The 15,128-nt window shown below is 66.5% G+C and carries 13 protein-coding genes; 6 read left to right on the top strand and 7 right to left on the bottom strand.

Annotated features, from left to right (window positions below):
* Positions 1-37: 37 nt before the first annotated feature.
* Positions 38-964, bottom strand: coding sequence for a 4-hydroxybenzoate octaprenyltransferase (ubiA, locus tag DL238_RS09295; RefSeq protein WP_115492000.1), 927 nt, complete (start codon positions 962-964; stop codon positions 38-40).
* Positions 965-1,004: 40 nt separating this feature from the next.
* Between ubiA and DL238_RS09290 the strand changes: the two genes are divergently transcribed.
* On the top strand, positions 1,005-1,772 hold the full coding sequence (locus tag DL238_RS09290) for a 16S rRNA (uracil(1498)-N(3))-methyltransferase (protein WP_115492859.1): 768 nt from the start codon (positions 1,005-1,007) through the stop codon (positions 1,770-1,772).
* A gap of 41 nt (positions 1,773-1,813) precedes the next feature.
* A complete protein-coding gene (locus tag DL238_RS09285; RefSeq protein ID WP_115491999.1) occupies positions 1,814-3,184 on the top strand; it encodes a glutamate--cysteine ligase in 1,371 nt (456 codons plus the stop codon).
* 17 nt (positions 3,185-3,201) lie between these two features.
* On the opposite strand, the gene DL238_RS09280 is transcribed toward DL238_RS09285, so the two are convergent.
* The 5 genes from DL238_RS09280 to DL238_RS09260 form a co-directional block, all read right to left on the bottom strand.
* On the bottom strand, positions 3,202-4,566 hold the full coding sequence (locus DL238_RS09280) for a methyltransferase family protein (protein WP_115491998.1): 1,365 nt from the start codon (positions 4,564-4,566) through the stop codon (positions 3,202-3,204).
* 67 nt (positions 4,567-4,633) lie between these two features.
* Positions 4,634-5,992: an outer membrane protein assembly factor BamB family protein gene (locus DL238_RS09275; protein WP_115492858.1), complete on the bottom strand. Its 1,359-nt coding sequence runs from the start codon at positions 5,990-5,992 to the stop codon at positions 4,634-4,636.
* A 29-nt stretch (positions 5,993-6,021) separates the two neighbouring features.
* Positions 6,022-6,816 (bottom strand): tetratricopeptide repeat protein, encoded by a 795-nt coding sequence (locus DL238_RS09270; protein ID WP_115491997.1) that lies wholly within the window; start codon positions 6,814-6,816, stop codon positions 6,022-6,024.
* A gap of 128 nt (positions 6,817-6,944) precedes the next feature.
* The gene (locus DL238_RS09265) at positions 6,945-8,117 is read right to left on the bottom strand and encodes a glycosyltransferase family 4 protein (protein WP_115491996.1); all 1,173 of its coding nucleotides are present in this window, start codon (positions 8,115-8,117) and stop codon (positions 6,945-6,947) included.
* A complete protein-coding gene (locus DL238_RS09260) occupies positions 8,117-9,004 on the bottom strand; it encodes an alpha/beta fold hydrolase (protein ID WP_115491995.1) in 888 nt (295 codons plus the stop codon). Before DL238_RS09260 ends, DL238_RS09265 begins: the two co-directional genes overlap by 1 nt.
* Before the next feature lie 82 nt (positions 9,005-9,086).
* Here DL238_RS09260 and DL238_RS09255 point away from each other — a divergent pair, with 82 nt between their 5' ends.
* From DL238_RS09255 to rarD, 3 genes are all read left to right on the top strand, one after another.
* Complete coding sequence (locus DL238_RS09255) at positions 9,087-10,487, top strand: protein adenylyltransferase SelO family protein (protein WP_115491994.1); 1,401 nt, start codon at positions 9,087-9,089, stop codon at positions 10,485-10,487.
* Between the two features lie 88 nt (positions 10,488-10,575).
* Positions 10,576-11,991 carry a succinylglutamate-semialdehyde dehydrogenase gene (gene astD, locus DL238_RS09250; protein ID WP_115491993.1) on the top strand — a complete coding sequence of 472 codons (1,416 nt, stop codon included), beginning with the start codon at positions 10,576-10,578 and terminating at the stop codon, positions 11,989-11,991.
* Between the two features lie 225 nt (positions 11,992-12,216).
* A complete protein-coding gene (gene rarD, locus DL238_RS09245; RefSeq protein ID WP_115492857.1) occupies positions 12,217-13,128 on the top strand; it encodes an EamA family transporter RarD in 912 nt (303 codons plus the stop codon).
* A 6-nt stretch (positions 13,129-13,134) separates the two neighbouring features.
* Here rarD and pyrC read toward each other — a convergent pair whose 3' ends face one another.
* The gene (pyrC, locus tag DL238_RS09240; RefSeq protein ID WP_115491992.1) at positions 13,135-14,175 is read right to left on the bottom strand and encodes a dihydroorotase; all 1,041 of its coding nucleotides are present in this window, start codon (positions 14,173-14,175) and stop codon (positions 13,135-13,137) included.
* Between the two features lie 203 nt (positions 14,176-14,378).
* On the opposite strand from pyrC, the gene ygfZ reads away from it, so the two are divergent.
* On the top strand, positions 14,379-15,122 hold the full coding sequence (gene ygfZ, locus DL238_RS09235; protein WP_115491991.1) for a CAF17-like 4Fe-4S cluster assembly/insertion protein YgfZ: 744 nt from the start codon (positions 14,379-14,381) through the stop codon (positions 15,120-15,122).
* Positions 15,123-15,128 lie beyond the last annotated feature (6 nt).

Below are 15,128 nucleotides of genomic sequence, written 5' to 3'. Positions count from 1 at the left end.
AAAGTAAACAGGCGGGGCGCGGCTTTGCCCGTCCCGCTTACACTCCGGCGTTGCCCACAACGAAGCACGCGAGCGCCAGCAGGAAGCCCGCCCAGCGGTTCGACCGGAACCGCTCCAGCGGATTGGCCGGGTCGCCCTGATCGAGCGTCAACACCTGCCATGCGAGGTGCGCCGCGACCGGGAGCAGTGTGAGCCACGCAACCCAGTCCTCGCGCAGCAGCCAGAAACCGATCGCCCACAGCGCGACCGCGCCCGCATAGCAGAGCGCCACGCCCTGCCGGACCTTGCCGCCCATCCTGAGCGCGCTCGACCGGATGCCGACCAGCGCATCGTCTTCGGTGTCCTGCACCGCGTAGATCGTGTCGTAGCCCACGGTCCACAGCACGCAACCGAGATAGACCGCGATCGCGACCGGCCACCGATCGTTCGCCAGCGCCGCAAAACCGACCAGCACGCCCCAGTTGAAGGTCAGCCCGAGCCACGCCTGCGGCCACCATGTGATGCGCTTCATGAAGGGATAGGCGGCGACCAGCGCGAGGCTCGCCAGCGCGATGATCTGGGCACGCACCGGCAGTTGCAGCAACACGACCAGCCCGACGAGGCTGAGCGCCGCCAGCCATATCCATGCCGTCCGCTTGCTCACACGCCCGCTCGCGATCGGCCGGCTGGCGGTGCGCGCGACCTTCCGGTCGAGCTCGGCATCGGTGATGTCGTTGTAGACGCAGCCCGCGCCGCGCATCGCGATGCTGCCCAGCAGCAGCCATGCGAGCAGGCCGAACTGCCAGCCCGAGCCGCTCAGCCACACGCCGAAGACGCAGGGCCAGAACAGCAGCCACCAGCCGATCGGCCGGTCGAAACGCGCCAGCTGGGCAAGATCGCGCGGCAGCTGCGGCAGCGATGCGATCAGCCCGCGATGCTCCGAGTCGGGGACGATCGTGTCGGCGGAATCGCTGCTGCTGCTCATGGACTTGCTCCCTAGCGCGCCGCGTGCCACCTGCCCAGCCATGCCCGCAACCCCCGCCTGGCCCCCGAAAAGCGCGCCGCGCCTGTTCGTCGAAGACGAGCTTGGCGAGGGCCTTCCTCTCGCCCTCGACGGCAATCGCGCACACTACCTCGGCAAGGTCATGCGCGTGTCGCCGGGCGATACCGTGATCCTGTGCGACGACATGACCGGCGAATGGGCCGCACGGGTCGGGCAAGTGGAAAAGCGGCGGGTCGATGTGACCGTGGTCGAACGGCTGCGCCCCCGCGAAGCAGTGCCAGACCTGTGGCTGTGCCCTGCCCTCCTCAAGAAAGACCGCTTCGACCTGGCACTGGAGAAGGCGACCGAACTGGGCGTTGCAGCTATCTATCCGGTCATCACGCGACGCTGTGTGGCGGACAAGCTCAATCCGGAGCGCGCGAAAACGATCGTGACCGAAGCGGCCGAGCAATGCGCGCGCACCGCGCTGCCCGCACTCTCCGATCCGCAGAAGCTCGACGCGCTGCTTGCCGATTGGCCGGATGACCGCGCGCTATTCTTTGCCGACGAAGAAGGCGGACGGGCAGCCGGTGCCGCTTTTGCTGCCCATGAGGGACCCGCTGCGATCCTGATCGGCCCCGAAGGCGGCTTCGACGATGCCGAACGCCAGGCCATTCGCGCGCTACCGCAGGCCGTTCCGATCTCTCTCGGCCTGCGTATCCTGCGCGGCGAGACCGCCACCATTGCCGCCCTTTCGGTCTGGATGGCCCAGGCGGGCGACTGGAAAAGCGTGTCGGGCAGCAAAGAATAAATATCTTCCCTCGGCCCGATGCGTTTCCTATCGCCACCGCAATGAGCACGCGCAACGCATCGAGCACCGAAGATCCCGTGATCGAAAGCCGCGACCAGCTGGTCGCGCCGATGCAGAATGGCGAAAAGCCCAAGGCGGACTGGCGAATCGGCACCGAACACGAAAAGCTGGTCTACAAGCGCGGCGATCACCACGCGCCAAGCTACGACGAAGAGGGAGGCATTCGCGATATCCTCCTGTCGTTGCAGGATTTCGGCTGGCGACCGGTCGAAGAGGGCGGCAAGGTCATCGCGATGTCGGGCGACGACGGCACGGTCAGCCTGGAACCTGCCGGCCAGCTCGAACTGTCGGGCGCACCGCTCGAAAACCTGCACGAGACCTGCAACGAGGCGGGGCGGCACTTGGCCCAGGTGAAGGAAGTCGGCGAGCGCCGCGGAGTCGGTTTCCTCGGTCTCGGCATGTGGCCGGACAAGACCCGCGAAGAGCTGCCGATGATGCCCAAGGGCCGCTACGACATCATGGCCCGGCACATGCCGCGCGTCGGCAACCTCGGGCTCGACATGATGCTGCGCACCTGCACGATCCAAGTCAATCTCGACTACGGCTCCGAAGCCGACATGGCGCAGAAATTCCGCGTCGGCCTCGCGCTGCAGCCGCTCGCCACCGCGCTGTTCGCCAACTCGCCTTTCACCGAAGGCAAGCCCAACGGCTATCTCAGCTATCGCAGCCATATCTGGTCGGACACCGACCCGCACCGCACCGGCATGCTGCCCTTCGTGTTCGACGAAGGCTTCGGGTACGAGGCGTGGGTCGACTACATGCTCGACGTGCCGATGTATTTCGTCTTCCGCGATGGCAAGTATCTCGACGCGGCTGGCCTCAGCTTCCGCGACTTCCTCGAGGGCAAGCTGTCGATCCTGCCGGGCGAGCGCCCGACGCAGAGCGACTGGTGGGATCATCTCTCCACCGCCTTCCCCGAGGTGCGCCTGAAGAGCTTCCTCGAAATGCGCGGTGCCGATGGCGGACCGTGGAGCCGGATCTGCGCCTTGCCCGCGCTGTGGGTCGGCCTGCTATACGATCAGGGCGCGCTCGACGCGGCATGGGACCTGGTCAAGGACTGGTCGATGGAAGAGCGCGAAAACCTGCGCAATGCCGTCCCCAAGGAGGGGCTCGCCGCCAGTGTGCCCGGCGGGCGCAACCTGCAGGATCTCGGCCGCGACGTGCTTGCCATCGCGAAATCGGGACTCACCGCCCGCGCGCGCCTCAACACCAGCGGCGACAATGAGACCGGGTTTCTCCAGACGCTGGAAGAGATCGTCGAAAGCGGCAAGTCCCCCGCGCAGCGCATGCTCGATCGCTATCACGGCGAATGGGGCGGCGATATCTCGCGGGTCTACAAGTACAGCTTCTGACGTCGCCAAGCGCGCGGTTACTCGGCGGGCTGCAATCCCTGGCTCCGGCTGCGCGTGACGGCGCGACCCAGCGCGGCGAGCGGAGCGGTAATCACGCCGTTGCGCGCCATCCATGCATGGTATTCGACGTATTTCGCATCTTCCCTGAGCAGATGCGCCTCTTCGGTCCGGGCGCGCCAGTAATAGATCGACGAGACCAGGGCGAGGCCGATGCAGTTGCGCAGCGCCTCCACCGGACCGCCATCGGTCACGAGAAAGGGTAGCGCCGCGCTCCACCAGAAGAGGTTCTTGGAGAGGTAGGCCGGGTGGCGCGTGAAGCGGTAAGGCCCGTGCGTGATCACTCCGCGATAGGTGAGATTGGAGAATCGCAGGCCGAAGGCCACCGTCGCCCAGGCGTACACCCCGGTCAGCATCACCAGCCAGCCACTCCAGAGCGAGAGGATCAGCGGACTGTCCGCCAGCCAGTGTCGCCAGCCGGGCGCATTGGTTTCGTAGGCCAGCAACCCGCCCGCATTCATGATACCGTGAACGAACGGCGGATAGCACACCAGCGCGGCAAGCCACCCGGCGAGGAAGGGATTGCCACTGCGGATATGGCTGTCGAGCGGGCGCAGCGTCATCAGGTAGCCCACCGTGCCGATCTGCACGTCGATCACGAACAGCAGCTCGATCATCGCGACCGCCAGCGCGCCGGGCTGCGTCGCAAGGTCGCCCGGGTCGGCGTTGACCACGGCGGCAAAACCGCCGGGCAGGATCGAGATCATGAAAGCGCCGAAGAACCCCTTGATGATCCACGCCCGCCAGTGGCCGATCACCTTTCCGCGATCCCAGCGTTCGCGCGCGAGCAGGAAGGCGCCGAAATGCCAGCTGCCGTCGCGCGGGTCGTCCATCTTCCGGTCGAGCCAGAAGACGTAGGGCACCGACAGGACGAGCGCGGGCACCGCCAGATAGCCGAGCACCTCCATGGCGAAGAGGTACTGCCCGTCCCAGTACCAGCGCGCGATGCAATAGAACGCGGCGAGCACGGCCCATGTCGCCCACAGGCCGGTCAGCTTGGTCAGCGAGATCGAGCGGGTGCTGTCGGGATCGGCGAGCTTGCTCCAGGTCAATCCGGTGGAGGGATTGCGATGGACCTTGTCGACGAAGACGGACCAGAGGACCATCGGCACGCCGCTCGCCGCAAGACCGCACAGCGCGGCGTATGGCCCGTCGAGCCGGGCGCGCGGCCCCGGCAGATCGAGGGCGGCCGATATCTCCGGAAAGGCGCGGCAGAAGACGATCCAGCCGACAAGTCCGGCCAGCCCGATAAGGCCCACACCCGCAGACACATCGCTGCGGGGTGCCTCCCGGTCCGTGTCGGTCGTGATGGCGGCGTCGCGCATGACGCCGCCATAGGCTGCAAAGGGTTAAATGCCCGGTAACGCCGCCGGTGCGGCGGAATACCGGACCTTACCGGAACGCGGTGATCGTTCCGCCATCGTCGAGCACGTAGAGCGTATTGTTGACCACGATCGGCGGCAGGCTGACCGGATCGTCGAGTTCCGCGAGCAGGCTTGCGGAGCCTTCGCCCGTGCTCAGCTGCCACAGCTCACCGCGCGAATTCGCCACGTAGAGCATGTTGCTGGCGAGCACCGGCCCGGTCCAGAAGATCGGGTTCTTGCGCTTTTCCTCGTTGCGGTAACGCGCCAGCTGCGTGATCCAGCGGACCTTGCCCGTGGCGCGCGCGATCGCGAGCATGCGCGCATCGCTGGTCAGCGTGAACAGCCACTCGCCCGCCAGCGCGGGGGTCGAAATGCCCGAGAGGTTGAGTTCCCAGATACGCTGCCCGGTGACCAGTTCGTATGCGGCCATGCGCCCGCCCTGGCCCAGCGCATAGACGCGGCCATCCTGGATGATCGGATCGGCATCGATATCCGAAATGCTGCCGACTTCGGTCGAGATCGAGGTGCGCGCAAGCGCGTCGGACCACAGCACGCGGCCGTTCTCGTAACGGTAGGCGACCAGTTCGCCCGAGCTGTATCCGGCCACCACCGTACCCTGCCCGGCGGCTGGCGACGCGATGCCGAACACGCCGGCCTGCGCGACCGAGCCCGATTCCTGCCACGAGATGCTGCCGTCGCTCTGGTCGAGCGCGATGATGCGGTTGTCCTGCGTCACCACCAGCACGAGGTTGAAGGCGAGCGTGGGCGAATCGCGCAGCGGGCCTGCGGGGGTCGCGGACCAGATTTCGGCTCCGTTGGCGGTATCGAGCGCCACGACCTTGCCCGTGCCGCCGCTCGCGAACAGGCGGTTCCCCGCAACTGCCAGCCCGCCACCGAAGGCGGCACCGCGCAGGTCGGACGCGATATCCGCGCGGTATTCCCAGATACGCGCACCGGTTTCCGCATCCAGCGCGTGGATCGTGCCTGCGGTATCGATTGTGTAAAGCGTTCCGTCCGCGACGATCGGCGCAGCGCCAAGCCTGCGGCTGCTGCTCGACCCTTCGATTTGCACCGACCATGCCTGGGTCGGATTGGCGCCAAGCGCCAAGTGGCCATAGCTGTTGCTCGGCGTACTGCCGGCCATCGCCCAGTCCGAGTTGACGCGCGCCGGAGGCAACACGACCGAAACGCCTGCGAGCGCGGGATCCACGCTCGCGCCGCTTTCGACACGCGAGAGGACGGGCACGCGATTGCCAACCGTGGGAGTGACATTCTTGTCGCCGCCGCCGCCGAACAGCCCTCCGGAACAGCCCGTCACGACGAGCGCCGTCAGGAGAAGCGGGATCGCGCCCTTGGCTCGCAAGGTCGTCTTCCGGAAATTGGCCATCATGGGCATCTGGTCTCTTGTCGTTATCGTTATTGCTGCTGGCGGCCGAGCGTCCGCGCCGCGGAAGACGCGCGCATGCTTTCGATCAGCTCGTCGACATCGCCGACCGCGTCGATACCGAGCACGCTCGCCATCTGGCGCGCGCGGCCCCGGATCGTTTCGGGGACCTCGTCGCTCTTCGCGATCTGCGCGAAAAGTTCGCCCGCCTTGTCTTCGTCGCCCGCATCGAGATAGGCCATCGCCAGGATCTCTCCGGCGCTGCCGTAATAGGGCTCGCCTTGCTGGGCGAGCGGCGTCAGCCGCCGGATGACTTCCGACGGTTCGAGCGAATCGTAACTTGCCACGACTGCGCGCAGTTCTGCCAGATCGCGGATCGGCTCGGGCGCATCGTCGTTCGCGGCGACCTGTTCGAAGAAGGTGGCGGCGTCTTCCCGGCGCCCTTCCTCCAGCGCGATCCCGCCGCGCAGCATCTGCGCCTGCGCCTGTGCGCCCCCGTCGCCATCCTCGGCCAGCGGGGCGAGGCGCGCATCGGCTTCCTCGATATTGCCGGCCTCGAGCTGGTCGAGCGCGGTCACGAGCACTTCGGAATCACGCTCGCGGTCGCCTTCGCCGCTGTTGCTGAAAAACAGGATGGCCGCGAATGCGACCAGGGCCAGCACGATCGCGCCGATGATGTAGAGCCCGTAGTTGGTCCAGATGTGGCGATATTGGTCCGTACGAACCGCATCGTCGACCTCGCGCAAGAGCGCATCGTCCTGGGCGGCCTGGGTTTTGGCCTTGCGGTCTTCGGCTTTCGCACCGTCGCGGTTGGGTAACAGGGCCACGCCTGAGGGACTTTCTCTAAAAACTGCCGGGATCGGGCCGGGTCTTTAAACCATGGCGCGCTGAGTTCAATAGGAGGCTCTTGAACACGGGCGCGGGTGAACGCCCAATGAAAGGCCCCGGGCGCGGCTCAACGCGGCGTGCCGCTACCGAGGACGCCGCCGCCCAGCGCACTGTCGTACAACCGGCGGTAGGTCGCGATCATCTTGGCCTCGTCGAAGCTGGCGCGCGCCTTCACGCGATTGGCCTCGCCCACCGCGCCGCGCGCGTCGGCATCCTGCGCCAGCACATCGAGCGCCTCGGCGAGCGCCGCCTCGCTCCCGGGCGGCACGATGAAACGCGCATTCTCTTCCGACACCATCGCCGCAATATCGCCCACGGCAGGCGCGGCGACCGGCAGTCCCGCCGCCATCGCCTCGACCACCGACAGCGGAAACTGCTCGGACAGCGAAGAAAGCGCGAAGATATCGAACAGGCCGATATAGCGCTGCGGATTGGCCACGAAGCCGGGCATGTGGACGCGGTGCGAGATTTCGGCCGCCTCGGCGGCATCGCGCAGCCGCTCGCCCTCCGGCCCCTCGCCCACGATGACCAGCTGCCATTCCTCGGGCAGCGTCGCCACGGCGCGGATCAGCGCGGAGAGGTTCTTGACCGGCCGCAATCCCGCGAGCGTGCCGACCCAGCGTTCGCCTTCGTGCTTGATGACGCCGCGCAAGGCGTCGGGCTTCGGGTTCGCGGTGAACGCCTTCGTATCGATGCCGTTGGGGATATGCTTCACCCGCCCAATCGGCTGCTGCCAGGTTTCCAGCGCGATGCCTTCGAGCACTTCGGACGGAACCACGAGCCCGTTCGCCTTGCCCAGCGCGATCCGGCGATACCAGTTGCGCGAGGTCTTGAGCCGGTTCTGCTCGTCCTCGTTGAAGCCATCCTCGTGATGGATCAGCGGCGGCAGCTGGAGCGCGTCCTTGAACAGGGTATGCGCCATCACCGCATCCATCGCGCCCCAATTATAGGTCAGGACCAGATCGTAGGGTTTCATCGCCCTCGCCAGAGCGTGAAGCCTGCCCGGCCAGGGCTTGCCCTTCAGCGACGGAAAATCGCGCGGGTAGCGCACGTCGCGGCCCTTCGCGATATGCGCGGCCGCACCGTAATTGTTGGGATCGGCGGACACGATCGCGTGTGCCAGCTTCGAACCGAAGGCGTTGATCAGCTGGACGCTGCGCAGCTCCTTGCCTCCGGCCGCGAAGGTCGAATGCAGATGGAGCACGCGCGGTGCTGCACTCGCGCCCGGCTTGTCCGACATCAGACGGTTTCCTGTGCCCTGACCTTGGCCAGCAGCGTATCGATCGCGGCAATAGCCTCGGGCTCTTCGAGCGTCGGGGCATGGCCGGTATCGGGCACGACCACGACCTCCATGTCGCGATTGCGCGCCTTCATCTGGCGCACCGTTTCCTCGGACAGCAGGTTGGAAAGCGCGCCGCGCACCAGCAGCAACGGCGTGTCGCCGAGCGATTCGAAGGCGACCCACAGGTTCGCCGCCGGCGCCCCGCCCCCGTCGTCGGCTTCGCGGAAGGCATCGCCTACCGCCATGTCGTAGTCGAAACTGATCCGCCCGTTCTGGCCCAGCACCATCGTGCGCTTCGCCGCTTGGAGCCAGTCCTCGAGCTCGTAGGTCGGATGGGCATCGGAATGCGTTTCTTCGAGCGCGCGCGCGGCATGCATCCATGTCGGGAAGCTGCGCCCCTGGCCAACATAGGTGCGGATCTTGTCGAGTCCGGCCTCCTCGATCTGGGGGCCGATATCGTTGAGGACGGCCCCTGCGATCCGCTCGGGGTTCTTGCTCGAGAGCAGGATGGTCATCAACCCGCCGAGCGAGGTGCCGATGGCAACGAAGCGGTCGACCTTCAGCGCGTCGAGCAGGCGTTCGACATCCTCGACATACTGGACCGGATTGTAGGTCGAGGAGTCGTCGGCGTAGCCGCTTTCGCCCCGTCCCCGCATTTCGGGCACGATTACGCGCCATGCGGGCGAGAGCCGCTCCGCCACCCCCGCAAAATCGCGCACGTTGCGGGTGAGACCATGCATGCACAGGATCGGCGGCCGGCCTTCCGCCCCGCCCTCGTAGTCGCGATAATGCAATTTCAGGCCGTCGGCGCTGTGCCAAAAACCGTCGGTAAAGCGCTGATCCATGGCCCTCTTTTCGCCCCCGACACGAAGGCCGGCAATAGTCGTTCGGTTGCGCGGAAGCTCGCGCGCGCCCACTATTGCCGCGATGGACGAAAAACCGCAACCGCACCGACGCGAAGCCGAACAGCCGATCCTCGAACTGGCCGACTGGCTCGGCGACCCGGTCGAGCCCGCCGACTTCCCGCGCACCGATCTGCGATGGCGTCACGAGCGCGCGGCTGCGACGATCGGGCTCGACGGTCTGTCGGACGAGCAATGGCTGGCGCATTTCGGGCGGTTCGAGCCACTTGCCGGCAACCTGCCGCAACCGCTGGCCCTGCGCTACCACGGGCACCAGTTCCGCGTGTACAATCCCGAAATCGGCGACGGGCGCGGCTTCCTCTTCGCACAGCTGCGCGACGAGACGGGCCGTCTGCTGGATCTGGGCACCAAGGGTTCGGGCCGCACGCCCTACAGCCGCACCGCCGACGGTCGCCTGACGCTGAAAGGCGCGGTGCGAGAATTGCTCGCCACCGAAATGCTCGAGGCGCAGGGCGTCTATACCTCCCGGACATTCTCGATCGTCGAGACGGGCGAGCAGCTGGTGCGCGGGGACGAGCCCTCGCCCACCCGCTCCGCCGTGCTCACCCGATTGAGCCACGGCCACATCCGCATCGGCACCTTCCAGCGCCTGCTCGCCCACGACGAGGCCGATCACATTCGCGCGCTGGTCGACTACTGCCTCACGCAATTTCCGGGTCCGCCCCCGCCCGAAGACGCGCCCGACCGCGACGATCCCGCAGTGCAGTTGCTGCACCAGGTGGTCGAGCGCCTGGCCGATCTTGCCGCCAGCTGGATGGTCGCAGGCTTCGTCCACGGCGTGCTCAACACCGACAACATGAACGTCTCGGGCGAGAGTTTCGACTATGGCCCGTGGCGCTGGCTGCCGAAATGGGAGCCGGGCTTCACCGCTGCCTATTTCGATCATGCCGGCCTCTATGCCTTCGGCCGTCAGCCCGAAGCGCTCGGGTGGAACTGTGCGCAGCTCGCCACCGCCTTGCGGCTCGTAGCACCGTCTCGGGGCCTTGTAGGTGCGCTTGAGCGCTTCGGTGAGCTCTATGGCAGGCACCTGCGCCGCCGGTGGCTGTGGCGGCTGGGGCTGGCCCCGCGCGGCGAGCAGGAGGATGCCGCGCTGATCGCGGCGTGCGAGCGGCACATGCGCGAGACCGCGCAGAGCCCGGACGACTTCTTCCATGCCCACCGCGGCGGTCGCGGCGCAAATGGGGAACTTGGCGATATCTTCGCGGATTACGAGCCGGAACCATCCGGTCACCCGTACTGGCAGGAGGGGGCACCGCAGAGCATGCTGATCGACGAGGTCGAGAACATCTGGTCCGCGATCGACCAACGCGACGATTGGCAGCCGCTCTACGCCAAGGTCGACGCGCTTCGCCGGATGGGCGAAGCGCACGGCCCCGCCCCCTCACCAGCCGCTCAGGAAAGGTGACGCAGCCGCGGATTGGCGCTAATGCGCGCCGTCCAATCATGAGAAACGACGCGCAAGGTCGTCCAGAGGAACCGAGGAACTGCCAGGAGTGCCATCTTCCGAAATCGTGTCTTTCGAACCCGCGAACGGCCGGGAACTGTTTCGCGCGCCTATCGGCGATGTCGACGAAGCGATCGCCCGGGCGCGTGAGGCCTTCCCCGGGTGGGCGTCGCGGCCCGTCGCCAACCGCATGGAGCTGGTCCGCCGCTTCGCCAACGAAGTGCGCGCCGCAGCGGACGAGTTTGCCGAACTGATCGCGCGCGAGGCAGGCAAGCCGCTGTGGGAAGCCAAGACCGAGGTCGAAACCGTTATCAACAAGGTCGAGATTTCGATCTCCGCCTATATGGAGCGCACGGGGCAGAAGAAGCTCGACAGCGCGCTGGGCGGCACCGCCGCCGTACGTCACAAGCCGCACGGCGTGATGGCGGTCCTCGGCCCCTACAATTTCCCCGCCCACCTGCCCAACGGTCACATCGTCCCCGCGCTGATCGCGGGCAACACGGTGGTCTTCAAGCCGAGCGAGAAGACCCCGGCAGTGGGTGCCATGCTGGTCGAATGCTTCCACCGCGCAGGAATCGAGCGCGGCGTAGTCGAAGTCCTCATCGGCGGGCCGGACGAAGGCAAGGCGCTGGTCGCGCACCCCGATGTCGACGGAATTCTCTTCACCGGCAGTGCGCAGGCCGGGATTGCCATCAATCGCAAATGCGCGACCAATCCGGGCAAGATCCTCGCGCTCGAAATGGGCGGCAACAACCCGATCGTCGTCACCAAGACACCGAAGATCGAGGACGTCGCACTGATTATCGTCCGCTCCGCCTTCACCACCGCGGGCCAGCGCTGCACCGCGGCGCGGCGGCTGATCGTGACCGAGGACATGTACGACGAGACGGTCGAGGCGGTGAAGAACCTGACCATGAAGATCATCGTCGACGAACCCTTCGCCGACCCCGCGCCCTTCATGGGGTGCGTGATCGACAACCAGGCGGCCGACCAGCTGACCGAGAGCTTCCTCTACCTGCTCTCCAACGGTGGCAAGGCGATCCGCCACTTGCGCCGTCTGAGCGAGGATGCGCCTTTCGTGGCGCCCGCGCTGATCGATACGACCGCGATGGAAGAGCGCCCCGATATCGAGCTGTTCGGGCCGCTGCTGCAGGTCATCAAGGTGCCCGATCTCGACAGTGCGATTGCCGAGGCGAACGATACGCGGTTCGGCCTGTCGGCGTCGCTGCTCGGCGGATCGCCGGACGACTTCAACCACTTCTGGGCCAATATTCGCGCCGGTATCGTCAACTGGAACCAGCCCACCAATGGTGCTTCTTCCAAGCAGCCTTTCGGCGGGCTCGGCCTGTCGGGCAATCACCGCCCGGCAGCTTTTTACGCGGCGGACTATTGTGCCTATCCCGTGGCGAGCAGCGAAATCGCGCAGCCCCGCGCGAGCATTGGGATCGGGTTCAAGGACACGTGATCGGCAGGTGAAAACGCCCCGGCACTTTCGTGCCGAGGCGCCCTCCGCGACGCTGGTGGGACGCCGCGCCTTGGCCACGCGGACGTGCACCAAAGATCGTGATTTCGTGCCGACCGAGCCACGAGGTGTCTCGCTTCCGAATCGGCGCATGTTCATATTTAGGTACTTAAACATTAACGGATGGCAACGCTTGTTCCGGCTTTCGTACAGAACTAGAGCGCCTTGGTGAGCGACGCCGACACCACCTCGCCTTCGGGCCTTCCGCAGGCGCTGGGCGCCTACGTCACATGGGGATTCATGCCCCTCTACCTGCTGCTGGTGCGACAGGTCCCCGCGTTCGAATTCGTCGGCTGGCGAATCGTGTGGACCCTGCCGGTCTGCCTCATGATCGTCGCGTTCCGCGGCCAGTTCCCCGCCATCCGCGAAGCCCTGGCCGACCGGCGCGCGCTGCTCGTCCTTGCCGCCAGCGCGGTCCTGATCGCGGTCAACTGGCTGGTCTATGTCTGGGCTATCCAGCAAAATCAGGTCTATGCCGCCAGCCTCGGCTATTACATCAACCCCCTCGTCAACATCCTCCTCGGCACGCTGCTCCTGAAAGAGCGGCTGACCCGCGCGCAGTGGATCGCGGTCGCGCTTGCCGGTGTCGGCATCGCCGTGCTGGCGGGGGGCGCGCTTTCGACCTTGTGGATCAGCCTCACCCTCGCCTTCAGCTTCGCGACCTACGGCCTCCTGCGCAAGCAGGTGAGCGTGGGCGCACTGCCGGGGCTGACCATCGAGAGCGCGATCCTCGTTCTCCCCGCACTCGGCGTCGCCGCATGGTTCTGGGCCAGTCCGCAAGGGTCCTCTTTCGACGACAGTCTCGGCCTCAGCCTCGCGATCATGCTCGGCGGGCTCTTCACCGCCGTGCCGCTGCTGATGTTCGCCATCGCCGCGCGGCGGATGGATTACTCGGTCCTCGGCTTCGTCCAGTTCCTCGCGCCCAGCATCGTCTTCATCCTTGGCCTGACCGTCTTCGGCGAGGAGCTGCACCCGGCGCAGGCCTTCTGCTTCGGCTGCATCTGGATCGCCGCCGCGATCTTCGTGTGGGACCTGTTGGCACGGCGGCGTGCGGCGCGAAAGCCGACCGCGATTGGCTGACCCCGCCTACCGTTCCTCCAGACTCCAGCCGATCGTCTTGCCCGCCATGAAGGGCACGACCTGCGATCCTGCCGCCGGAACGCTCTCGGGCACCGACTGCTCGCGCTTCGCCAGCGTCACCGTGCTCTCGTTGACGGGCAGCCCGTAGAAGCGCGGCCCGTTGAGCGAGGCGAAGGCTTCGAAGTGCTCCAGCGCGCCTTCCTCGTCGAAGACCTGCACATAGGCTTCGAGCGCGTGCGGCGCGTTGTAGATACCCGCACAGCCGCAGGCGCTTTCCTTCGCATGCTGCTCGTGCGGGGCGCTGTCGGTGCCGAGGAAGACCTGGCCCGACCCCGAGGTGGCAAAGCGACGCAGCGCCTGGCGGTGCTCCTCGCGCTTGGCGACGGGCAGGCAATAGGCATGCGGGCGAATCCCGCCGACCAGCATCGCGTTGCGGTTGATGTGGAGGTGATGCGGGGTGATCGTCGCGCCGACATTATCGCCGCTCGCTTCGACGAAATCGACCGCATGGCGGCTGGTGATATGCTCGAACGCGATCTTCAGCTCCGGCACATCGCGGTGCAGCGGCGCGAGAATCCGCTCGATAAACACCGCCTCGCGGTCGAAGATGTCGATTTCCGCGTCGGTCACTTCGCCATGGACGCACAGGACCATGCCCGCCTCGGCCATCGCCTCGAACACCGGGCGCAGCTTCGCGATATCGGTCACGCCATGCGCCGAATTGGTGGTCGCATTGGCGGGGTAGAGCTTGGCCGCGGTGAAGACGCCATCGCGATAGCCACCGACCAGATCCGCCGGATCGGTATCGTCGGTCAGGTAGGCGGTCATCAGCGGCGTGAAGTCCATCCCTTCGGGCACCGCCGCCATGATCCGGTCGCGATAGGCGCGCGCGAGTTCGGCGGTGGTTACGGGCGGCGTGAGGTTGGGCATCACGATGGCGCGCGCGAACTGAGTTGCAGTGGCTGCAACTACGCTTTGCAGCATCGCGCCATCGCGCAGGTGGACATGCCAATCGTCGGGGCGGCGGAGCGTAAGCGTCTTCGTCATGCTGCGTTACCTAGCCGCATTGTAGGCTTTCTGACACACCTGACACAGTGTCCAGGACCAAAAAAGCGTTCCTCTTGCGTGGCGGGGAAAGGCAGGCGGGAGGAGGAGATCGGGCGGCGCATCGCATTCGGTCTAGCCCGTGCGGGTCGCTGTAGGACAGCGCCGGGTGGCATGATCGGCCCCGCACCCCTATCTCGGCGGACATGACAGCAACCCGCCTCGCCGACCGCGCCGTGATCCGCCTCAGCCCGCTCGAACCCGGGGAGGATGTCGCCGGATTCCTGCAGGGCCTGCTGACCAACGATGTGACCGGCGAACTGCCCGCCTATGCCGCGCTGCTGAGCGCGCAGGGCAAGACCCTGTTCGACCTGATCGTATGGCCCGGCCGCACGGACGAGCATGGCGCGACGATCCTGCTCGACTGCGAGGCGGCGGTGGCCGACGATCTGGCCAAGCGCCTCTCGATCTATCGCCTGCGTCGCAATATCGAGATCGCGCGCGACGACAGCTTGGCCGTCCACTGGAGCGCGGAGCCAATCGACGCGCATCCGCCCGATCCCCGTCTGCCCGCGCTCGGCCACCGCTGGCTTGCGCCCGCCGATGACGGCGAACCTGCCGACGCCACATGGCTCGCCCACCGCCTCTCGCTCGGCGTGCCCGAGGGTCAGGCCGAGCTGGCCGACACCTTGTGGCTGGAGACCAATGCGGTCGAGCTTCACGGCGTAAGCTTCTCGAAAGGCTGCTATATCGGGCAGGAGAACACCGCGCGGATGAACTGGCGGCAGAAGGTCAACCGGCGGCTGGTGGTGGTGCCGCTCGACCGCTCGGAAGAGAAGCGACGCAAGGCAGCCTACCCCGATCTCGGATACGCGGTCGACCACCTGCGCGTTGCCGACCTCGATCCCTCGACACTGCCCGACTGGCTGGGTGCGTCGCTCGTCGAGTAGCATCTT

It is taken from the genome of Alteriqipengyuania lutimaris (genome assembly GCF_003363135.1).
Taxonomy (GTDB): Bacteria; Pseudomonadota; Alphaproteobacteria; order Sphingomonadales; family Sphingomonadaceae; genus Alteriqipengyuania; species Alteriqipengyuania lutimaris.
This window is presented reverse-complemented; position numbering and strand designations above follow the sequence as displayed.